We start from the raw sequence: 20,813 nt of genomic DNA, 5'->3' as shown, positions 1-20,813 counted from the left end.
AACCAGAACACAACCAGAACACAACCAGAACACAACCAGAACGCAGATCCAGAACGCAGATCCACGAGAAGAACACACAACAACCCGTTTCGACGGGGAAGGAAGTTATGATCTCACGGACCACACGGACCGTTGCACTGACCACCACCATCGCCGCTGCCGCAGTGCTCTCCGCATGCGGAAGCGATGATGACAACGCGGGGGACGCTCAGTCCCCGGCGGGCGAGATCGCCATCGGCGTTCCCGCAGGATGGGATGAGGGTGTCCTCATCTCCAACATGACAGCCGTGACGCTGGAGGAGCAGGGCTACGAGGTCTCGCTCACCGACGGCGACATCGGCATGATGTTCGCCGGCGTCTCGACCGGCGACCTCGACCTGCTCATGGAGGTCGCTCTGCCGACCCTCCACGCCAACTACCTCGAGGCCTACGGCGATACGACCGAGGATCTCGGCTACTGGTACGAGGAGAACATCTCGAACATCGCGGTCAACGCGGATGCTCCGATCGACTCCATCGCCGAGCTCGCCGAGAACGCCGATCTCTTCAACAACGAGATCATCGGCATCGACGGCGGCGCCGGCATCACCCGCATCACCCAGGAAGAGGTCATCCCGACCTACGGCCTGGAGGGCATGGACTTCAAGATCTCCTCGACCGCCGCGATGCTCGCCGAGCTCGACGGTGCGATGGCGGATGGCCGCAACATCGCCGTCACCCTCTGGGTGCCGCACTGGGCGTACGCCGCCTACGACATCAAGAACCTCGAGGACCCCGAGCTGGCTTTCGGCGAGCCCGATCAGCTGCACACCTTCGCTCGGGACGGCTTCACCGCGGACTACCCCGACGTCGCGGAGATGATCGGCGAGGTTCACCTGACCGAGGACGACCTCAGCAGGGCCGGCAACTACGTCATGAACGAGAACGCGGACCGCGACACCTACACGGCGGTCTCCGAGTGGCTCGATGACAACCCCGAGGTCAAGGAGCGCTTCACCGTCGACTCAGACTCCTGAGTCGCGCGCTCTCACCAGGCACGATCCCAACGAAAGAAGGAATAGAAATGATGATTCGAAAGAAGGCCGGCGCGGCGCTCACCGCTGCCCTCGCCATGTCCCTCCTCGCCGCCTGCGGCGACGACAACGCTGCCGATGAGACAACGGACGCCGGCGGCGAGACCGCCGCGACCGGCGAGATCTCAATCGGTGTCCCGGCTGGATGGGATGAGGGCGTCGTCGTCTCCCACATGGCAGAGATCGCCCTCGAGGAGCAGGGCTACGACGTTGAGCTCGTCAATGGTGAGATCGGCGTGATCTTCACGGGCCTCTCGACCGGCGACATGGATCTCCTGCTCGACGCGTGGCTGCCCGTCACACACGCAACCTACCTCGAAAAGTACGGCGATGACATCGAAGAGCTCGGCACCTGGTACGAGGAGGCAAAGCTGGCCCTCACCGTCAACGGGGATGCCCCAATCCAGTCGATCGACGAGCTCGCCGACAGCGCCGACGAGTTCAACAACGAGATCATCGGCATCGACGGCGGCGCCGGCATCACCCGCATCACCCAGGAAGAGGTCATCCCGACCTACGGCCTCGAGGGCATGGACTTCAAGATCTCCTCGACCGCCGCGATGCTCGCCGAGCTTGAGGGCGCGATGAACGAAGGCCGCAACATCGTTGTGACCCTCTGGTCGCCGCACTGGGCGTACGGCGCCTACGACATCCGTGATCTCGAGGATCCGGAGGGCGCCTACGGCGCCGCCGAGGACATCAAATCCTTCGGCCGCAGCGGCTTCATGGACGACTACCCGGAGGTCGCCGAGGTGCTCTCGAACTTCACGCTCTCCGATGAGGAGCTCTCCGACCTGGAGAACTACGCCCTCAACGAGAACGCTGATCGCGACACCGCAGAGACCGTCGGCGAGTGGCTCGATGAGAACCCCGATGTGAAGGACCGCTTCACGATCGACGCCAACTGAGGCATCGCGGGAAGGGCCGGGCGAGTCCCGGCCCTTCCGCATGTCACGACATTCGAGGGACCGCGTTCATCGGACACGCACGTTTTCCTAGGACCGAAGTACTAGATAACCGCGCGAGTACCCGCGGTATTGATGCTCAGCGGGACGGTTTTGGACCTCCGAGCCGGGAATTCGCCACTTTTACACCGTTTTGTTCCGTTTCTGCGCCTTTTCCTATGGAAAAATCTGAGACCGCCGACCAATCGCGTCGCCCGAGTCGTAGGCTCACCCAAAGGCGCAACTTGGTAACACAGCCGTGCACGGCTTTGCATTCCGCTAGTATCTCGATATCAAGAAGTGGCGTAGGTCTCTCCCGCCGACCGCTTTCGGCTTCTGCACCGCCGCTTGGGAGAGGTGACCACTCGGCGCACCGCCGCGCCTGAGAAAGGGAAGATAATGAGTCAGATAACAGGACAGACGATCGCACTGATCGTCTATTTCCTCGCCATGATCCTCATCGGAGTGTGGGGATTCAAGAAGACGAAGAACTACGACGACTACATGCTTGCCGGGCGCAGGCTCCACCCGTTCCCGGCCGCGCTGTCGGCAGGCGCCTCGGATATGTCCGGCTGGCTCCTCATGGGTCTGCCCGGCGCGATCTACGCTGCTGGCCTTGTCGAGGGCTGGATCGCCGTCGGCCTGACGATCGGCCAGTATCTCAACTGGAAGTTCGTCGCCCCGAGGCTCCGCTCGTACACGGAGATCGCCCGCGATTCGATCACAATCCCCTCCTTCTTCAACGCCCGCCTGGCGGGAACGGGTCGGGGCCTGACGATCACGGCCGGCATCATCACGCTGATCTTCTTCATCTTCTACATCTCGTCCCAGCTCGTGGCCTCGGGCAAGTACTTCGAGTCCGCCTTCGGCTGGGACTACATCTGGGGCATGCTCCTCATCGCCGTCATCGTCGTCGTCTACACCTTCGCGGGCGGCTTCATCGCCGTCGCATGGACGGATATGGCACAGGGTCTGCTCATGATGGCGGCCCTCCTCATCGTTCCCATCACCGTGACCATTCAGGCCGGCGGCCCAGGCGACGTCGCCTCGATTGTCAACGATCAGATCCTGACCGGCTCCGGGATACCGAATGGCCTCGACCCCTTCGCCGGCCTCACCGTCATGGCGGTGCTCGGCGCGATCGGCTGGGGCATGGGCTACGTCGGCCAGCCCCACATCGTCGTCCGCTTCATGGCGTTGCGCACCCCGCAGGACGCCGTCTACGGGCGCCGCATCGGCATCAGCTGGATGATCATCTCCGTCGGCGGCGCCGTCCTCACCGCGATCGTCGGCATCTCCTACTTCCAGCCTGAGACGAATCCGCTGAGCGACCCGGAGACCGTCTTCATCGCATTGACCGCCGCCCTCTTCCACCCCCTCATCGGCGGCCTCATCCTGGCCGCGGTTCTCGCCGCGATCATGTCGACCATCTCCTCCCAGCTGCTCGTGAGCTCGTCGGCGATGGTCGAGGATGTCTACTCCGGGATCACGAAGAAGAGGATGTCGCGCACCGGCGGCGTCCGCGCAGGCAGGATCGCGGTTCTCATCACCGCCCTCATCGCCGCAGGCATCTCCATCACCCCGAACGACACCGTCCTCAACCTGGTCGGATTCGCATGGGCGGGCTTCGGCTCGTCCTTCGGGCCGATCGTCATCCTCGCCCTGTTCTGGAAGGGCCTGACGGCACGAGGTGCGATGGCCGGCATGATCACCGGCGCCGCGATCGTCATCGTCTGGGGCAACATCGACGGCGGCATCTTCGACCTCTACGAGATGGTGCCCGCCTTCCTCACCGCCCTGCTCGTGACGTGGCTGGTCTCGAGGATGACCCCGTACCCGGCGGACATCCAGGAGGAGATCAACACCGAGTTCGACCAGGCTGTCCGCCTGACGAAGGTGTGGGATGTCGACGAGGCGAAGACCGCCTCCAGCCGTCACCTCGACGCAGATGGCAACATCATCGAACGCTCGCCGCGATCGGCTGATCCGATCAATCCACCTCAGGCCTGATCCGTCAATCCGCCACAGGCCTGACAGGACCCGATGCCCCGCTCGATGAGCGGGGCATCGTCCATCCCGCCGTCATGCACGCGGTCCCGTCGCATCGCACACCCGTCCCTGCCGCCCCCAGCCGGTCGGCTACGATGTCTGCGTGACGGTTCCCGGCAGCCTGACGCGCTGCTCCTACTTCAACGAGGGTCTGTGCCGCTCGTGCACACACCTCGCGGTCCCCTACGCCGATCAGCTGTCCACCAAGCAGTCCATCGCCGAGTCCCTGCTTCCCTGCGCGGAGTGGCTGCCGCCGGTTGCGAGCGCCGAGTACGGCTTCCGGAATAAGGCGAAGATCATCGTCGCCGGGTCGACGGAGCAGCCGACTCTCGGGATCCTCCGCAACGGCTACGGGCAGGACCTCCGGGACTGCCTCCTCTACGAGGCTCCCATCACCGACGCTCACGGCCCGCTGACCGAGTTCATCACCCGCGCCGGCCTCGTCCCCTACTCGGTGCCCCACCGGTCGGGTGAGCTGAAGTCGATCCTCGTCACCGTCAATCCGGCGGGGAGGCTCCTCGTCCGCTTCGTCCTGCGCTCCGAGGCCTCTATTCCGTCGATCCGCCAGCACCTGCCGTGGCTGGCCGAGCAGATCCCTCTCACGACCGCCACCGCCAACCTCCTGCCGGAGCACGTGGCGCTCCCCGAGGGTCCGACGGAGATCCACCTCTTCGGACCGGAGGTGTTCGACATGAGCCTGGGCCCACTCGAGCTGAACCTGAGGCCGCAGGGCTTCTTCCAGACCAACACCGACATCACCCGCGTCCTCTATGCGACTGCGGCCGCGTGGGTCGACGAGATCGACCCTTCATCAATCTGGGATCTGTACTGCGGGGTGGGCGGCTTCGCGAAGTCCGTCGCCCGTCCGTGGCGGACCGTCCGCGGGGTGGAGCTGTCGGAGGATGCGGTCCGCGCCGCCGGCGGGGCCCCAACATTCGTCGCGGCCGACGCGGGAGAGTGGGCCCGCGAGCAGGAGACGACCCCCGATCTCCTCATCGTCAACCCTCCGCGCCGCGGCATCGGCGACCTCGCGGAGTGGATCCGCGACTCCGACATTGACCGGGTCCTCTACTCCTCCTGCAGCTTCGACTCGGCGGCGAGGGATCTCGAGATCATGGGCTTCACGGCCCTCCGCGCCCAGGTCTTCGACATGTTCCCGCACACGGACCACATGGAGGTCCTGATCTCGGCCGCACGGTCGGAGTGAGCGACCCAGACGCACTCCGGCTGGATCATCCTCCGTGCGGGGCTCTCACCAGCGGGAGGCTGCTGGGCGCAATTACGGAAGCCGGCGCAATGCCACCGCGGTTTCGAGAGCCGCGATGGCAGCCGCATATCCGCTGTCTTCACGCGAACCATCGAGTCCGGCGCGATCGAAGGCCTGCTGGTCGTTGTCGCAGGTGAGCAGACCGAAGCCGACGGGTGTCGCACGATCGAGGGCAACCCGTGTGAGGCCGTCAGTCGCAGCTCGGCACACGTAGTCGAAGTGCGGGCTTTCACCCCTGATGACAACACCCAGTGCCACAACGACATCGTAGGTCTGGGCGAGACGGTCGGCGACGACGGGGAGTTCGAAGGCCCCGGGGACACGCACGAGGAGCGGCTCGATCCCCGCATCAGCGCACGCCCGTTCCGCACCGGCGATAAGGCCATCCATGAACCGGGCGTGCCAGGTAGCCGCAACAATCGCAGCGCTCAGGCCCGAGGTGTCGAGGTTGGGAGTAGGGGCAGGGGTCTTGGTCGTGCTCATGTCAGCGTCCTCCAGCGGTTGTGCACAGCTCGTCCAGCCCAGGCAGCGTGTGGCCCATGCGGTCGCGCTTCGTGATGAGATAGGCGAGATTGTGGGGATTAGGGCTGACAGCGGACGGCACCTGGTGTGCTACTCCGATTCCGAATTGCTCGAGTGCACTGGACTTGTCCGGGTTGTTCGTCAGCAGGTCGACGCGCTCCACGCCGAGATCTCGCAGAATCTGGGCGGCATCGCCATAGTGCCGGTCATCTGCAGCAAGGCCCTGTTCAAGGTTGGCATCGACGGTGTCCAACCCTGCGTCCTGAAGCTGGTAGGCCCGCAGTTTCGCGGCCAGTCCGATTCCGCGACCCTCGTGGCCGCGCAGGTAGACGACGACGCCTCGTCCGCGAGTGTGGATCCTCTCGAGCGCCTGCTGAAGCTGGGGGCCGCAGTCACAGCGGCGGCTGCCGAAGGCGTCACCGGTCAGACATTCGGAATGGATTCTCGTCAGCACGGGGTCGTCGCCCCGAAGATCACCGAGGACAAGAGCGACATGTTCGACTCCCTCCACGCTCGTTCTGTACCCGTGAGCGGTGAAGTCGCCATAGATGGTGGGGAGTCTCGTCCCCCCTGTCTTCCGCACGAGCTCTTCGCGGAGATGCCGGTGGGCGAGAAGACTGTCGATGGACACTACCAGCAGGTCATGCTCGTCAGCGAAGTCACGCAGCTGAGGGCCGTCCTTCCTCGTGCCGTCGCTGTTGACGAGGCGGACGACAGCGCCGACGGGAGCCGCGCCCGCCAGACGAGCCAGATCGACGGAGGCCTCCGCGGAGCGGCGGCGCGCGAGGACGCCGCCGGTGAGAGTCCGCATCGGACGGAGTCGGCCGGTGTCGGCCGACACGCGTTTCACCTCGTACGCAAGAGCCCTGATCGCCGCGCTTGCACGATCGGTGGCCTCAACGCTCGCGCCCCGTGACCGTGCGGGATCTGTGCTCGCGGGATTGTCTCGTGACAAGAGCTCAGCTGTCAGCTGGTCGAGCGTCTCCTCCGGCATCGGGAGGTCGACCTGCCCGCGCGAATGCCTAAGGGCGAACGCGATGAGCTCCGGCTTGGCCTGAGAGACCGCGAAGACGAGATCTCCGCCCTCATTCTCGCCGCCCGTGACGACGACGGCGTGACCAACCGCGATGCTGCGGATCGCGTGGTCGACCGTATCCAGGCGCAGGACCGTCGCGGCGCTCATCGGGCCACCAGCTTCTCGACGTACTTGGCGATGATATCCACTTCGAGGTTGACGGTGTCGTCTGGCTCCTTGAACCCGAGCGTCGTCCTCGCCAGCGTCTCGGGGATGAGGCTCACGGTGAACGATGCTCCCGCCGGACCGTTGGATGCGGTGTCGACGACGGTGAGACTGACGCCGTCGACCGCGATCGACCCCTTTCGGACGATGTAGCGACTCACGGCGTCGGGCACCGAGATCGTCACGATCTCCCAGTGCTCGCTGGGCTGCCGGTCAAGGATCTGACCGGTGCCGTCCACGTGCCCCTGGACCATGTGCCCGCCGAGGCGCGTGCTCGGCGTGACGGCGCGCTCGAGGTTCACCCGGCTCCCGGGCTCGAGGATTCCCAGCGAGGTCTTCATGAGTGTCTCTCTCATGACATCGGCGGTGAACTCGTCACCGTCACACGACGTCACGGTGAGGCAGCAGCCGTTGACGGCGATCGAGTCACCGGGGACCGCATCGGACGTGGCCAGCGCACCGCGCACGGTGAGGCGCAGTGCATCGTTCTGCTCGTCCAGGCTGATGACAGAGCCAAGCTCTTCGACTATTCCGGTGAACATATATAGGGACCTTCTTCGTTGTGCTGCTGGACGGAGCCGCGCATCGTCACTCGAATGTTGGCTTCGTCCGTGGGGATGGTGGGAGGGATAACCGTGACGTCGGTCATCGTGAATCTGAGGATGTCGGTCATGGACTCGATGCCGAGCGGGCCGATGGCGAACCGACCGGCTCCGAGGAGAGCTGGCGCAAGGTAGGCGACGATCTCATCGACGACACCCGCACGAAGGAAAGCAGCAGCCACGGTGGGTCCGCCCTCGAGAAAGACGTGGCGCCGCTCGAGGCGGTGCAGTTCTTCCAGCACCCTTGCGGGATCTCGAGTCTGCAGGTGAAGGGTGTCGGCCGCGTCGTCGAAGATTCGGTGGCTGCCGCTGAGGGGTCGCTCACCGACGATGACACGAAGCGGCTGATGCGCGACGGCGCGACCATCCGAATCGCGCACGGTGAGCTGAGGGTCATCCACGACCACGGTGTTCGTCCCGACCATGATGACATCGCATTCGCCCCGCAGGCGATGAGTATCTGAACGGGCTGCGCGAGAGGTGATCCACGCGGAGGTGCCATCGACTGCCGCGCTGCGCCCGTCGAGGGTGGCGGCATATTTCCATGTGACGTAGGGCCGGCCGTGTGTGACGGCGAAGGACCAGGCACGGTTCAGTTCCGCGGCCTCAGCAGAGCGATGGCCGCCGACAGCATCGACGCCCGCCGCGCGAAGAGCCTGCGCGCCCTTTGAGGCCTGCGGGTTCGGGTCGGACTGCGCGAAGACGACACGGGAAACACCGGCGTCGATGAGCGCGCGTGTGCATGGTCCCGTCCGGCCCGAGTGATCGCAGGGCTCTAGAGTGACGACGGCAGTGGCGCCCCGAGCTGACGCGCCGGCCTTGGAGAGGGCGTCGGCCTCAGCGTGTGGTGTCCCTGCTCCTCGGTGCCACCCTTCAGAGACCGTCGCACCCTCTGGATCGAGCAAGACACATCCGACCCGCGGGTTGGGGCCCGGTCGAAAGTCGGGAGACGACGCCACGCTAAGCGCTCGGGTCATGGCCGCATCCTCGGCCGCTGTCACGATCATCTGTCCCCTCCGGCAGGCGCGCAGGCGAGGGGGCACGACGGTACGGCAAACGCCGTCCGATACGCGCGCTTCCCATCCGGACTTTCACCGTCGGTTCAGGATTTTCACCTGATCAACCGGCCACTGGCTGTGGCCGGGTCGCGGACTATAACCGCCGGCGCGGAATTTCACCGCCCCCAGTGCACGTACACTTTGTCAGGCACAAATTAACATGAGGCGCAGCCCAGCGGCAATCGTGTCCGCGGGAGGTGAACTGACAGTCCTGACGCGCTCAAGAACGCCAAGCGCTCAGCCAGCACCGCTGGCGTCCCCCTCGTACGCACTGAATGCGGCGATAGCTGTGATGTCTGACTCGAGTACGCAGCCTCGGCAGTGGGAGCTTCGACACCAGCCGCCTGATTGGCTGCGAGCAGGGCGAGCCCTGGGCCTGTGGACGTTCGAGGGCCGCTTCTACAGCGATCCCGCCAGGACCGCCTTCTCGCCTGTGCCCTGCCGGTTGAGGTGGAGCACTGCGCCCGTCGACAGAGTGAGGTCGGTGCCATCGGGGATGACGACTCCCGTGACGAGGACATGCGAGGCGAGCTCGAGCAGCACCTGCTGAAGCACCTCCGGGCTCGTGCCCGTGAGCAGGAATTCATCCTTCCCCACATCGACCAGTCCCTCGGTGAATCCGTAGAGCCTGCCGAGACGCTTGGCGAGACCCAGGTGGACGAGGGCGAGCACGGGCGGGGAGCCCGGCGGGGTGGTCTCAACCACCTGCCGATAGAAGCCCGGCTCGTAGACCGTGCCGTTCGCGTGGATGCCGAGGACGTGGTCGTCGATGAGGGAGGCGACGAGCTCCGTGTGGGTGCGGGCCCGCGCAGCCGTGTCCTCCCCGGACGTGTCGATGACGAGGCTCGCGGTGTGCTGGGACGTCTCCTCGACTGCCCGCGGCCACAGGTAGGCGCGCTCGGCGATCGGCGTGAGGTCATCGATCGCCGGAGCGGGGCGGAGCAGCGAGGCGCCGCGGTGGAGCGTCCCGTCCCGCAGCTCGCCGTCGAGGGTCCGCTGGAGGGCTGCCACGTCGATGGGATGGCGGAGCAGAAGTGTCGCGGTGAGTGAATCGGCCACGGAGCGACCCTCGGCCACAGCTCCGGCCGTGAGCGCCCTGTCCATTGCGGTGATGAGGGCGGTTGCGTCCTCGCCGAAGCTGTCGGTCACCGGCTCGTAGGCGGTCAGCGTGTGCCCGGTCAGCGTGAGCGTGTCGCCCAGGTATCCGCCCGCCACGCCCAGCAGCCAGTCCTCGACACCTGGAAGGCGGAACCGCATGGCGAAGAACGTGACGCCGGGGCCGTTGATGCGGCCGAGGACCTCGACGGACGAGGGGTCCTGGCCGTCCCTCACGAGCCAGTCCCTCATCTCACGAACAGCATCCTCAGCCTGTCTCTTCAGCGCCCGGTAGTCGCTCACGTGGCCCTCCTCGTCGTCTTCCTCGTCGGCGTCGCGCTCAGCGGGTCCTCTGGCCAGGGATGCTTCGGATAGCGGCCCCGGTTCTCGGCCCTCACCTGAGAATAGGCGCCGCGCCAGAACGAGGCCAGATCGTCGGTGACAGCAAGGGGCCGGGCGGCAGGCGAGAGCAGCTGGATCTGGAGCCGGACTCCCCCGGCGAGCAGGGGCGAGTCCTGCCACCCAAAGCACTCCTGCACCTTCATCGCCGAATACGGCTTCTCGGCGTCGTAGTGGATCTTCGCGGTGCCGCCGGCGGGCGATTCAATCCGTGCGGGCGCAAGTCTCTCAAGGTCAACCGCCTCCGGCCACGGCAGGAGGCGTCGCAGGCAGTCGACCAGATCCGCCTGGATCGCACCGCCCCTGCTCCATCGGTCGAGCTCCGGGCCGAGCCATTCCTCCGCACGGTCGGACAGCCCCTCGTCACTCACGTCCGGCCACGGCGCTCCGAGAGTGCGGTGGAGGAAGTCGAGCCGCTGGCGCAGGTGGAGAGCGCTGTCCGACCAGGAGAGCAGGTCCGGCAGGGAGCGGATGAGGAGGGGGCGGGCCGCGTCGGGGTCGATGTCGGCCGGCCAGCGGTTGAGTTCGATCGCTCCGAGGCGGCGCACCCGCCAGGCTCGCACGCGCCGTCCCGCGATCTCGTGGAGTGTCTCCTCGATCCCGCCCATATCCGAGGCGAGGTCGCGGCTGATGGGGATGGCGGAGCGGATCATCGCATCCGCCCGCCCCGAATCGGCGAGATCGGCAATCGCCAGCCACTCCGATCCCGTGAGCGGCGACCCCTGCGGCAGAACAGCACCCGTCCCGGCAGCTGTGAGATACGTGCCCGACCGGAGCACGGCAATCCTGTCAGGGTAGGCGGCGGCCACGACCTCGCCGACCGCCTCATCGGCCGTCACTGGCGATCCGGCAGCGTCCGGGACGAGCCCCGACAGGCGCCTGACCGACTGGCGCCACGACGGCGTGGGGCGGCGGACCATGTCCCGCCACGCGGCGGCCAGGTCCGCGCCGGGCACGGGCTGATCCTCCTCGAGGAGGGCGATGATCTCCGCCGCCCGCCGAGTGCCGATCCGGTCGTAGAGCCGCAGCAGGGCTACGGACGTGCGGGGGTGGGCGGGGATGGCGGAGATGCGCCGACCGAACTCGGTGATCCCGCCGTCGATCGCGCCCAAGCGCCGAAGGATCTGCTCCGCGGAGCGGAGTGCCGGCTCCGGGGGAGGATCGGGCAGCCGCAGATCGCTGGGATCTCCCCACCGCAGCGCGGAGAGGAGGAAATCCGTGAGGTCGGCCGTGCGGATCTCCGGTTCGGGATAGTCGGCAAGCCGCGACCAGCTTGTTTGGCTCATGAGGATCCGGGCCGTGCCCGGCCCGAGACGACCGGCACGGCCCGCACGCTGAGCAGCTCCGGCCTTCGATTCGAAGACGGTGACGAGGCCGGTGATCCCCGACTGGTAGCGGGTGCGGGGCTCTCGGGCCAACCCGCTGTCGACGACCTGCGTGACGCCCGGGACGGTGAGCGAGGATTCGGCGATCGAGGTGGCGAGGACGATCTGCTGCTGTGGGCCGCCGGCCAGGATCTCGTCCTGCTCCCGCGCCGGCACCGAACCGTGGAGAACCCTGACGCGACGGTCGAGCATGCCCGCGACGGTCTCGATCTCGCGGCGGCCCGGGAGGAAGACGAGGACGCTCCCCTCCTGCTCATCGGCCGCCAACCGGACCTCGGCGGCGACGTGGGCGAGGAAGTCCCGCTCCACTCCCCGCACGCCGAGAGGTGCAGGTCCCGGCCGGTGGAGCACGTCGACGGGAAAGGTCCGTGCGTGGGCCTCGACGATGGGGGCGTCGAGCAGCCGCGCCCACACATCGGCGGCGAGGGTTGCGGACATGGCGACGAGCCGCAGTCCCGTCAGATCCCGGATGTCGAGGAGAAGCGCCGCCGAGAGATCCGAGTCGAGGTGCCGTTCATGGACCTCGTCGAGCACGACCGCTCCGACGCCATCCAGGTCCGGATCGGCCAGGATCCTCCTCAGGAGGACACCAGCGGTGACGAATTCGATGCGGGTGGCGCGGGACCTCTTCGTGTCGCCGCGGACGGAGTAGCCGACGCTCTCACCCACCTTCTCTCCGAGAAGGCCCGCGAGGCGCCGTGCGGCCGCCCGCGCCGCCATGCGGCGCGGCTGGGACACGAGAATGGTACCCTCGGTGATCGACGCGAGGTAGGGCGGAACGAGGGTGGTCTTGCCGGAGCCGGGAGGTGCGGACAGCACAGCCGCACCGACATCCTCCATCGCCCGCCCCAACTCGGGTAGGGCTGCACCGACCGGCAGATCCAACTCGAACATCACTCCACCGTACTCGGATCCCACCCGGTAGGGTCGGCCCATGGAGATCCTTGAGAACGGGGCACTGACCGATGCGGGCGGGCTGCGGCTCGGACACGCGAGCGAGGGCGGCACCGGAGTGACCGTCGCCGTCATCGACACCGGTGGAACAGCGGGTGTCGATGTGCGGGGCTCGGCTCCGGGCACGCGTGAGACCGATCTGCTCGATCCCACGGCAGCCGTCCAACAGGTGACCGCGATCGTCCTCACCGGCGGGTCCGCCTTCGGGCTCGCGGCAGCGGATGGGGTGATGGCGGAGCTCGAGAGCGCCGGGCGCGGCCTCGACACCGGGTTCGGTCTCGTCCCCATCGTCCCCGCCGCCGTCATCTTCGACCTTCCAGTCACCGGCGGCGCCCGGCCCTCCCCCGACCTCGGCCGGCGCGCTGTCCAGTCGGCGGCAGACGACCGCAGCCGCGGGAATGTCGGCGCGGGCACGGGGGCCACGATCGGCAAGCACCTCGGCCCCACCGGAGGTGTCATGAAGGGCGGGCTCGGTCAGGCGGCCGTCCGCAGCGGCACCATCGTCGTCTCCGCCGCCGTGGTCGTCAATGCCCTCGGCGACATCTACGACGGCGCAGAGAAGATCGCCGGCACGCACAGCGAGTCGGGATTCCTGCCGACTGAGATGTATGCGGGAACGAGCGGGGGCCTCACGAACACGACGATCGGCATCGTTGCGACAAATGCGGCTCTGACGAAGCCGCAGGCGACGAAAGTCGCCTCGTCCGCTCACGACGGTCTGGCGCGCTCGATCCGCCCCGTCCACACGATGGACGATGGGGATACGATCTTCGCCGTGTCGACCGGCACCGTCCAGGCCCACACCAACGCCGTCTGCTTCCTCGCCGCGGAGGCCGCGCGCCTCGCCGTCCTCGACGGGGTCAGGTCAGCGACATCGCTGCCCGGGATCCCGGCGATCGCCGACCTCCCATTCGCGCAACGGTCGCGCTGACCACGGCCGGTCGTCGGGGCAGAGCCGTCCCTGCTCTGAACCTCAGGCGTCCACAATCGCGGCGTAACGGGCTATTGTGGGCTGTGTGAAAACCCCGCTGAGCGATCCTCGGGTCACCGCCGTCCAGGACAAAGACCAGTTCTGGATCACGATGGATGATCCCGCGACGAAGAATGCCATGGATCTGCCGCTGGTCGGTGCGCTGACACAGGCGATCGAGAATGCCCCCAACGGAATCATCGTCCTCACGGGAAGGAACGGCAGCTTCTCCTCGGGTGGCGGCCTGTCGACTGTCGCGGCGCTCGCCGAGCAGGCTCAGGACGATGCCAAGGGCGTGGAGGATATTGTCCGCCGCGGCGGGAATGTCATCGAGGATCTCCTCTTCTCCTCCTCGACTACGGTCGCGCTCATCGACGGCTCCTGCGCCGGGGCGGGCCTCGGGATCGCCCTCGCCTGCGACTATCGCCTCGCCACCCACCGGTCCCGCTTCATCACCGCGTACTCGAAGCTCGGCCTCCCCTCCGACTTCGGTACGCACGAGCTGCTCCGGCGCCAGATCGGCACGGAGCTCGCCGATGAGCTCATGCAGTCCTCGGAGCTGCTGGGCGTGACGAAGGCGCTCGAGTACGGGCTCATCGATGCTGTCATCGACCGCACCGACCGCAAGGGCGTCAAGCGTGCCCTCAAGGAGCTCCCGCCGCCGAATCGGAAGGGCCGCGGGGTCGACATCTCCGACGTTCTCGATCTCGAGGCCACCCACTTCGCGCGCGTGATCTCTGATCCCCGCACGCAGCTCAAGCTCGAGAAGGCGGTCCGGAAGATGAAGAAGGCCCGCGCCAGTTAACCGTCTCTCATGCATGTCCCAGCGGGGATGCGCGCTGGTAGCCTCGTCCCCGTGACGACTACTCAGCCAGCCCGCCCTCAAGCGGCGGTCCGGTCGCGCGCGATCTGGATGGATGTGGTGCGCGGCCTCGCCATCATTGCGGTCATCTACGGCCACACGGAGGCCGTTGGCCGGGTTGAGACTGTGTTCGCCAGTTCGGACTGGATGCTCGTCTCCAACCAGGTGCTCGTCCTCATCCGCATGCCGCTCCTCATGTTCCTCTCGGGCATGCTTGTGCCGCGCTCGCTCGCGAAGGGCTGGCGGAGCTTCCTGCCCGGCAAGTTCACCAAGCTCGCGTGGCCCTACGCGGTGTGGATCGCCCTCTTCTTCGTCATCCTGTGGATCTACCGGGACCAGTCCCTGTCCGTCATCCCGATGAACATCCTCTGGCCGGAGGACCCCAATCAGACGGCCCTCTGGTATCTGCGGAACCTGTTCTTCTACTACCTCATCGCCCAGGCCCTCGCGTGGCTCCGCCTGCCGCTGTGGTCGGGCGCCGCGCTCGGTGTCGGCATCAGCGCCGCCCAGCTCATCGCCGATGTCGACACGGGCACGACCGAGCTGCGCTTCGCGAACCTCATGACGTACTTCTTCCTCGGCGCGGTCGCGATGAAGCACCGGGAGGCCATCACGCGCGTCTGCCGTCGGCCGCTCATCGCCCTTACCCTGCTCGCCATGTTCGTCGTCACGGCCTACCTCTACGTCTCGGGAACCCCGGTGCGCTACCGGCTCGAGTTCATCTGGGGCCCTCTCGCCTTCATCGGTCTCGTCCTCGCCTTCGCGCCATCGATCACGTCGTCCGCATGGACGAAGCCGCTCGAGTTCATCGGCAGGAACTCGCTGTACTTCTATGTCATGCACTTCCACCTCTTCCTCATCTACTCGTGGTCGATCAGCAGCCATCTCGACATCGGCGCGGCCGGTCATTTCCTGCTCATGATGGCGATCGGCCTCATCATTCCCGCCCTCACCGTTCACCTCGCAAACCTCGTGCCGCCCATCAAGTGGCTCTTCTTCGAGCTGCCGTGGCCGCGGCGCAAGAAGGCAGCCGCAATCTGACTCACGGTCGGAAAGTCGGTACTTTGGTCCTATGAGTGAACTGAAGCGCCGACTCTCGCTCGGCGGCGCCACTGTCATCGGCATCGGATCCATGATCGGGGCAGGGCTCTTCGCCTCATTCGGCCCAGCGGCCGCAGCCGCGGGCGGCCTCCTCTATCTCTCTCTTGTCATCGCCGCCATCATCGCCTTCTGCAACGCGACGTCATCGGCCCAGCTCGCCGCCCAATATCCGACGTCGGGAGGGACGTACGTGTTCGGGCGGGAGAGGCTCGGCCCCTGGTGGGGGTACGCGGCCGGGTGGTCATTCCTCATTGGAAAGACCGCATCGGTGGCGGCGATGGCGCTGACCTTCGGTCACTATGTCGCCCCCGACCATCGCGAGATCGCGGCCGCACTCATCCTCCTCGTTGTCGCCGGCATCAACCACGCCGGCATCACCCGCACCGCGGGAGCCACAGCCGTCATCCTCGTCATCACCCTCACCTCGCTCGCGGTCGTCCTCGGCGCCGGCTGGAGCGAGCGGACCGCGGTCGCGAGCGCGCCGGTCGATTCCTCCGCCCTCGGGGTCCTCCAGGGCGCGGGCCTGCTGTTCTTCGCGTTCGCGGGCTACGCGAGGATCGCGACGCTCGGTGAAGAGGTGAAGGACCCCGAGCGGTCGATCCCCCGTGCGATCATGACCGCGCTCGGCTTCGTCCTCGCCCTTTATGCACTCGTCGCCTTCAGCCTCGTCACGCTCCTCGGAATCGACGCGCTTGCCGGCTCTACACACCCGCTCGCCGACCTGAGCGACAGCCCGGCAGTCCAGGTCATCCTCACCGCGGGAGTGGCGGCCGCCTGCAGCGGCTCGCTCCTGGGGCTCATGGCCGGCATCGGACGGACGGGGCTGGCGATGGCACGGGAGGGGGACCTGCCGGGCGGACTCGCCGCCGTCCATCCCCGCGGCGTGCCCCACCGGATCGAGCTGCTCCTCCTCATCGTCACCGTCCTCCTCGTCCTCTTCGTTCCCCTCGAGGGCGCGATCGGCTTCTCCTCCTTCGGGGTGCTCCTCTACTACGCGGTCGCCAACCTCAGCGCGTGGACGCAGACCGACTACCGGCGCTACCCGAGATGGCTGCAGGCACTCGGCCTCGTCGGCTGCCTCGCGGTCGCCCTCTCCCTGCCCGCCGGGTCGGTCATCGCCGGCGCCGGGGTCCTCACAGCGGGGCTCATCCTGCGCCCCGCATTCCAGCGCCTGTAGCCAGCCGCTAGGGTGACCCCATGAAGATTGAACTGGTCTCTGGGGACATCACCACCGAGCATGTTGACGCGGTCGTCAATGCCGCGAACTCGTCGCTCCTGGGCGGCGGCGGGGTCGATGGCGCGATCCACCGGGCCGCAGGCCCAGAACTGCTCGCCGCCTGCCGCGGGCTGCGGGAGCTGTGGGTTGATGGCCTGCCGGTCGGCAGAGCCGTGGCGACACCGGCCTTTCGCATGCCGGCACGGTGGATCATCCATACGGTCGGCCCGAACAGGGGCGCGGGCGAGACCGATCCCGCTCTACTCCGGTCGTGCTTCGCCGAGAGCCTGCGCGCCGCCGAGATCCTCGGCGCCCAATCGATTGCCTTCCCCGCCATTTCGGCCGGAGTGTACGGGTGGACGATGGCGGACGTCGCCCGCATCGGCCTCGACGCCCTGTCGTCCTATGCGGGGCCGATCCCCCTGGCCAGGGTCGTCCTCTTCTCGGAGGATGCGCTGGCGGTGTGGCGGGACGCCCTCTGACTGGAGCAACGCCTGTGTCGCGCACCTTCAGGCCTGGATTGACGCGGGGTCTGGGGCTGGCGCGGGGTCTGCGATTGATGCGGGGTCTCGCACCCCGGTGGGCGTCAGGTGCCGGTCGAGAACTCTGCGGTCGCGTTGATCTCCTCGCCGCGGCGCAATCCCTCGGGGGTGAGCGCGTTGACGGTGAACTCCCATAGCCGCCCGTCGACGTCGACGTAGGTGAACGAGGTGAATGAGCCTGAGTCGTAGACGATGTCGATGGTGATGGCGGGGTAGCCGCTGATGTCAGCGACATCCTCACGCACCTCAATGGTGGCCTGGTCGCCGAAGCTGGGCCTGAGGAGGCCGACGAAGAAGTCCGGGCTGAAGGTGAAGGACTCCGCGGCGAATGTCTGCGCCAGGATGTCGTCCCAGTCGTTCCCCTCCCAGAGGTACTGGTACTCGAAGCCCTCCTTCGGCTCAATCTCATACCAATCGTCGGGGACTGTGACCTGCACGGTGTGCGTGACGCCGGCAGATTCCGCCACCTGCGCCTGATCCTGCTCCTCGGTCGCCACGCTCCTCGTGACGGATCCCTCCGCCCGGTCCGTCTCCACCGCGCTGCACGCGGAGACCGCGAGGAGACACGCGGCTGCCGCCGCTTGGGCCCTACTCGACTTCACGACGCTCACCAGCCTGTCCTCTATCAACATCACTTCCGCGCACAGTCTAGAGCACGAGTTCCTCGGCGCCACAAGGCGCCTGTCGCTTCTTTGCGGTTGATGTCGAATGGGTGAAGATGGGAGGTGTGAACACTATCTGGCAGGTCTATCCCCTCGGTGCGACCGGTGCACCGATTCGCGACTGGTCGGAGGCGGGGGCCGATGAGCATCGGCTCCGCCGGCTCCTGCCGTGGCTCGGCCACGCGGCCGGGCTGGCCGACAGCCTTCTTCTCGGCCCGATCTTCGCATCAAGCAGCCACGGCTACGACACGCTCGACCATCGGGCCATCGATCCCCGGCTCGGCACCGAGGCCGACTTCGATGACCTCGTCGCGGCCGCCGGTGAGCTCGGCCTGGGCATCATCCTCGACGGCGTCTTCAACCATATTGCGCAGGGCCACCCCCTCGAGGATCACGTGGCGCGGAATGAGGATGGGTCGCCGAGGCTGTTCGAGGGGCATGGCGGCCTGCTCGAGCTCGACCACTCGGACCCCGTCGTCATCGACTACATCACCGACACCCTCACCCACTGGCTCGAGCGGGGCGCAGCGGGATGGCGGATGGACGCCGCGTACCGGATGGAGCCCTCCGTCTGGGAGCGGATCCTTCCCCCGGTCAAGAAGGCCTTCCCCGACGCCTGGTTCCTCGGTGAGGTCATCCACGGCGACTACCCGAGCTTCACGGGGATCGACCGCCTCGACTCCATCACTCAATATGAGCTGTGGAAGGCCATCTGGTCGAGCCTGACGGATGAGAACCTCTTCGAGCTCGATTGGACGCTGCAGCGCCACGCCCAGCTGCTCGAGTCCTTCACGCCGAACACGTTCATCGGCAACCATGACGTCGAGCGGATCGCATCGACGCTCGGCCAGCGGCGGGCCGCCATGGCAGCGGTGCTCCTCTTCACTCTGCCCGGCATCCCCTCGATCTACGCGGGCGACGAGTTCGGGTGGCTGGGCACGAAGGCCGAGGGCTTCGCGGCCGACGATCCGCTGCGACCCCCGCTCCCCCCGAGTCCCGCCGATGCCATCGATCCGGCCTCGGAGCAGATCCTCACCATCTACCGCTGGGGCGCGAACCTCCGCAGGGAGCACACCTGGCTGCAGAATGCTCAGGTGGAGACGGCCGACCTCAGCAATACGACGATGACGTACCGGGTCCACGGAGAAGGGCGGGAGATGACCGTCGATCTGGACCTGACCGCCGACTCGGCCGTCGTCAGCCTTGACGATCAGATCATCTGGCGCCTGCCGGAGATCGACGGCTGACTCACCTGCTCGCGGTGAGGTAGGCGAGGACGGCGCGGACGCGGCGGTTCTCCTCGCCGACCGGCAGCCCCAGCTTGAGGAACACGGCGGCGACGTACTTCGAGACCGCGCCGGCCGACAGGTGGAGCTTCTCCGAGATCTGGGTATTGGACAGACCCTCCGCCATGAGCGCGAGAACCTCCCGCTCCCGCGGGGTCAGCGAGTCGAGCGGACCCGACCTCGCTCGGGCGAGCTGCGTGGCGACCTCCGGGTCGATGACGATCCCGCCCGAGGCGACGACCGAGAGCGACCGGAGGAAGTCCCCCACCTTCGCCACCCGATCCTTGAGCAGGTACCCGAACCCGCCGCCTGATCCATTGAGGAAACGGGAGGCGTACGCCGGTGCGACGTACTGAGAGAGGATCATGATGCCGAGATCGGGGTGGTCCTCGCGGAGCCTGACGGCCGCATCGAGCCCGTCCGTCGCCATCCCCGGCGGCATCCGGACATCGGCGATGACGGCGTCGGGAGAATCTCCAGCCGCGACCGCGCTCTGGACGGCGTGAATGAGGCCGGGCGCGTCCTCCGCGGCGGCGAGCACCTCGTGGCCCTGCCGCTCGATGAGGCCGATGAGACCCTCCCGCAGGAGCGCCGAATCGTCGGCGATGATCAGTCGCATACATACCCCGATTCTCCGACGTTGAGCAGGAGCGGCATCCGTGCCCGCACCTCTGTCGGCCCGCCCTGCGGGCTCGACACCTCGAGGCTTCCGCCGAAGGCGGCCAGCCGTTCCCTCATGCCGGACAGTCCGTGGCCGGGCCGGATGACGGCACCGCCGGGGCCCCGGTCGGTGACGGTGATGTGGAGGGAGCTGTCGGCGGCGAGAAGCACAACGGCGGGCCCGCCGTACTTCGCCGCATTCGTCAGCGCCTCGGAGACGAAGAAGTAGCCGGAGGCGGTGATGCCGGAGGGGAGTGACGGCAGCGGATGGGGGCAGCGGACCTCGACCCCGTCGAAGCGGTCGGCGAGGTCCCGCACCGCCGCCTCGAGGCCCATGTCGGTCAGCACCTGGGGGTGGATGCCGTGGACGGTCTCCCGGAGCGCCTTCATAGCCCGCCCCGCATCCTCCTGCGCCGCGCTCAACAGCCGTCCCTCGGGGCTGTCCGGGTCGAGCCCAAGAGATACCTCTCCCATCTTCATCGTCGCCGCCACGAGATACTGCTGCGCCCCGTCGTGGAGGTCGCGCTCGATGCGGCGGCGCTCGATCTCGAAGGCGCCGACAATCTCCCTCCGCGAGCGCCTCAGCTCGGCAGGGTTGTCGACCGTCCCCGCCTGCTCAGCGGGCGGGCGACGCTGCAGTCCGAGGGTGAGGACGACGGCGAAGGCCGTGAAGAGCCCTGCATAGGGGTGGCCGAGCAGGAGCTGGGCCGCGATGATGCCGAGCACGCCGAGGGCGATGGCAAGGTTGAGTGGGCTGGCGCGCATGGCCCTATCCTAGTGGGGTTCGCTCTCGACGGGAGTAGAGCTGAGTCCACTCCGGTTCGGTACACAGGTGGATGGTGCGCAGGGCGGAGGACGGGTGGAATTGTGGCTATGAAAGAAACGCTGAGGTCAACGAACCTCGTCAAGACATACGGTCCGGTGAG

At 67.0% G+C, this 20,813-nt stretch carries 19 protein-coding genes and 1 riboswitch; of the genes, 10 read left to right on the top strand and 9 right to left on the bottom strand.

The window, feature by feature from the left end:
* The first annotated feature begins 107 nt into the window (after positions 1–107).
* From EJO69_RS08700 to EJO69_RS08685, 4 genes are all read left to right on the top strand, one after another.
* The gene (locus EJO69_RS08700) at positions 108–1,016 is read left to right on the top strand and encodes a glycine betaine ABC transporter substrate-binding protein (protein ID WP_126041062.1); all 909 of its coding nucleotides are present in this window, start codon (positions 108–110) and stop codon (positions 1,014–1,016) included.
* Positions 1,017–1,063: 47 nt separating this feature from the next.
* Positions 1,064–1,981, top strand: coding sequence for a glycine betaine ABC transporter substrate-binding protein (locus tag EJO69_RS08695; RefSeq protein WP_126041060.1), 918 nt, complete (start codon positions 1,064–1,066; stop codon positions 1,979–1,981).
* A gap of 435 nt (positions 1,982–2,416) precedes the next feature.
* Positions 2,417–4,027, top strand: coding sequence for a sodium/proline symporter PutP (putP, locus tag EJO69_RS08690; RefSeq protein WP_126041058.1), 1,611 nt, complete (start codon positions 2,417–2,419; stop codon positions 4,025–4,027).
* 142 nt (positions 4,028–4,169) lie between these two features.
* Positions 4,170–5,273 carry a class I SAM-dependent methyltransferase gene (locus tag EJO69_RS08685; RefSeq protein ID WP_245993603.1) on the top strand — a complete coding sequence of 368 codons (1,104 nt, stop codon included), beginning with the start codon at positions 4,170–4,172 and terminating at the stop codon, positions 5,271–5,273.
* A 72-nt stretch (positions 5,274–5,345) separates the two neighbouring features.
* Here EJO69_RS08685 and ribH read toward each other — a convergent pair whose 3' ends face one another.
* The 6 genes from ribH to hrpB all read right to left on the bottom strand — a co-directional run bounded on the left by ribH (position 5,346) and on the right by hrpB (position 12,570).
* Positions 5,346–5,816, bottom strand: coding sequence for a 6,7-dimethyl-8-ribityllumazine synthase (gene ribH, locus EJO69_RS08680; protein WP_126041056.1), 471 nt, complete (start codon positions 5,814–5,816; stop codon positions 5,346–5,348).
* Position 5,817: 1 nt separating this feature from the next.
* Positions 5,818–7,038 (bottom strand): GTP cyclohydrolase II, encoded by a 1,221-nt coding sequence (gene ribA / locus EJO69_RS08675; protein WP_126041054.1) that lies wholly within the window; start codon positions 7,036–7,038, stop codon positions 5,818–5,820.
* A complete protein-coding gene (locus EJO69_RS08670; RefSeq protein ID WP_126041052.1) occupies positions 7,035–7,637 on the bottom strand; it encodes a riboflavin synthase in 603 nt (200 codons plus the stop codon). The genes ribA and EJO69_RS08670 overlap by 4 nt, the downstream gene beginning before the upstream one ends.
* A complete protein-coding gene (gene ribD, locus EJO69_RS08665) occupies positions 7,622–8,674 on the bottom strand; it encodes a bifunctional diaminohydroxyphosphoribosylaminopyrimidine deaminase/5-amino-6-(5-phosphoribosylamino)uracil reductase RibD (RefSeq protein ID WP_126041050.1) in 1,053 nt (350 codons plus the stop codon). The genes EJO69_RS08670 and ribD overlap by 16 nt, the downstream gene beginning before the upstream one ends.
* An 89-nt stretch (positions 8,675–8,763) precedes the next feature.
* Positions 8,764–8,893: riboswitch (FMN riboswitch) on the bottom strand.
* A gap of 261 nt (positions 8,894–9,154) precedes the next feature.
* Entirely contained in the window at positions 9,155–10,153 is a 999-nt protein-coding gene (locus EJO69_RS08660) for a hypothetical protein (RefSeq protein ID WP_126041048.1), read from the bottom strand.
* On the bottom strand, positions 10,150–12,570 hold the full coding sequence (hrpB, locus tag EJO69_RS08655) for an ATP-dependent helicase HrpB (protein WP_245993601.1): 2,421 nt from the start codon (positions 12,568–12,570) through the stop codon (positions 10,150–10,152). Before hrpB ends, EJO69_RS08660 begins: the two co-directional genes overlap by 4 nt.
* Here hrpB and EJO69_RS08650 point away from each other — a divergent pair.
* The 5 genes from EJO69_RS08650 (at position 12,569) to EJO69_RS08630 (ending at position 17,219) form a co-directional block, all read left to right on the top strand.
* Positions 12,569–13,519 (top strand): P1 family peptidase, encoded by a 951-nt coding sequence (locus EJO69_RS08650; protein WP_126041046.1) that lies wholly within the window; start codon positions 12,569–12,571, stop codon positions 13,517–13,519. The genes hrpB and EJO69_RS08650 overlap by 2 nt on opposite strands.
* An 85-nt stretch (positions 13,520–13,604) precedes the next feature.
* Complete coding sequence (locus EJO69_RS08645) at positions 13,605–14,363, top strand: enoyl-CoA hydratase/isomerase family protein (RefSeq protein WP_126041044.1); 759 nt, start codon at positions 13,605–13,607, stop codon at positions 14,361–14,363.
* A gap of 51 nt (positions 14,364–14,414) precedes the next feature.
* Complete coding sequence (locus tag EJO69_RS08640; protein ID WP_164519919.1) at positions 14,415–15,461, top strand: acyltransferase family protein; 1,047 nt, start codon at positions 14,415–14,417, stop codon at positions 15,459–15,461.
* A gap of 31 nt (positions 15,462–15,492) precedes the next feature.
* Positions 15,493–16,698, top strand: coding sequence for an APC family permease (locus EJO69_RS08635; RefSeq protein ID WP_126041040.1), 1,206 nt, complete (start codon positions 15,493–15,495; stop codon positions 16,696–16,698).
* A 20-nt stretch (positions 16,699–16,718) separates the two neighbouring features.
* Positions 16,719–17,219, top strand: coding sequence for an O-acetyl-ADP-ribose deacetylase (locus EJO69_RS08630; protein WP_126041038.1), 501 nt, complete (start codon positions 16,719–16,721; stop codon positions 17,217–17,219).
* 104 nt (positions 17,220–17,323) lie between these two features.
* On the opposite strand, the gene EJO69_RS08625 is transcribed toward EJO69_RS08630, so the two are convergent.
* A complete protein-coding gene (locus tag EJO69_RS08625; protein WP_126041036.1) occupies positions 17,324–17,890 on the bottom strand; it encodes a hypothetical protein in 567 nt (188 codons plus the stop codon).
* Positions 17,891–18,006: 116 nt separating this feature from the next.
* On the opposite strand from EJO69_RS08625, the gene EJO69_RS08620 reads away from it, so the two are divergent.
* Complete coding sequence (locus EJO69_RS08620) at positions 18,007–19,188, top strand: alpha-amylase family glycosyl hydrolase (protein ID WP_245993599.1); 1,182 nt, start codon at positions 18,007–18,009, stop codon at positions 19,186–19,188.
* Between the two features lies 1 nt (position 19,189).
* Here EJO69_RS08620 and EJO69_RS08615 read toward each other — a convergent pair whose 3' ends face one another.
* The gene (locus tag EJO69_RS08615; RefSeq protein WP_126041033.1) at positions 19,190–19,846 is read right to left on the bottom strand and encodes a LuxR C-terminal-related transcriptional regulator; all 657 of its coding nucleotides are present in this window, start codon (positions 19,844–19,846) and stop codon (positions 19,190–19,192) included.
* Positions 19,837–20,652: a sensor histidine kinase gene (locus tag EJO69_RS08610; RefSeq protein WP_126041031.1), complete on the bottom strand. Its 816-nt coding sequence runs from the start codon at positions 20,650–20,652 to the stop codon at positions 19,837–19,839. The genes EJO69_RS08615 and EJO69_RS08610 overlap by 10 nt, the downstream gene beginning before the upstream one ends.
* Between the last annotated feature and the right edge of the window lie 161 nt (positions 20,653–20,813).

The organism is Flaviflexus salsibiostraticola, from assembly GCF_003952265.1.
Classification (GTDB): Bacteria; Actinomycetota; Actinomycetes; order Actinomycetales; family Actinomycetaceae; genus Flaviflexus; species Flaviflexus salsibiostraticola.
The sequence above is the reverse complement of the archived record's forward strand: the minus strand, read 5'-3'. Positions and strand labels throughout refer to the sequence as shown.

Coding starts and splice junctions, on each gene's coding strand:
- EJO69_RS08700 (WP_126041062.1), top strand. CDS start 108: ATGATCTCACGGACCACACGGACCGTTGCACTGACCACCACCATCGCC.
- EJO69_RS08695 (WP_126041060.1), top strand. CDS start 1,064: ATGATGATTCGAAAGAAGGCCGGCGCGGCGCTCACCGCTGCCCTCGCC.
- putP (WP_126041058.1), top strand. CDS start 2,417: ATGAGTCAGATAACAGGACAGACGATCGCACTGATCGTCTATTTCCTC.
- ribH (WP_126041056.1), bottom strand. CDS start 5,816: ATGAGCACGACCAAGACCCCTGCCCCTACTCCCAACCTCGACACCTCG.
- ribA (WP_126041054.1), bottom strand. CDS start 7,038: ATGAGCGCCGCGACGGTCCTGCGCCTGGATACGGTCGACCACGCGATC.
- EJO69_RS08670 (WP_126041052.1), bottom strand. CDS start 7,637: ATGTTCACCGGAATAGTCGAAGAGCTTGGCTCTGTCATCAGCCTGGAC.
- ribD (WP_126041050.1), bottom strand. CDS start 8,674: ATGACCCGAGCGCTTAGCGTGGCGTCGTCTCCCGACTTTCGACCGGGC.
- EJO69_RS08650 (WP_126041046.1), top strand. CDS start 12,569: ATGGAGATCCTTGAGAACGGGGCACTGACCGATGCGGGCGGGCTGCGG.
- hrpB (WP_245993601.1), bottom strand. CDS start 12,570: ATGGGCCGACCCTACCGGGTGGGATCCGAGTACGGTGGAGTGATGTTC.
- EJO69_RS08635 (WP_126041040.1), top strand. CDS start 15,493: ATGAGTGAACTGAAGCGCCGACTCTCGCTCGGCGGCGCCACTGTCATC.
- EJO69_RS08630 (WP_126041038.1), top strand. CDS start 16,719: ATGAAGATTGAACTGGTCTCTGGGGACATCACCACCGAGCATGTTGAC.
- EJO69_RS08615 (WP_126041033.1), bottom strand. CDS start 19,846: ATGCGACTGATCATCGCCGACGATTCGGCGCTCCTGCGGGAGGGTCTC.
- EJO69_RS08610 (WP_126041031.1), bottom strand. CDS start 20,652: ATGCGCGCCAGCCCACTCAACCTTGCCATCGCCCTCGGCGTGCTCGGC.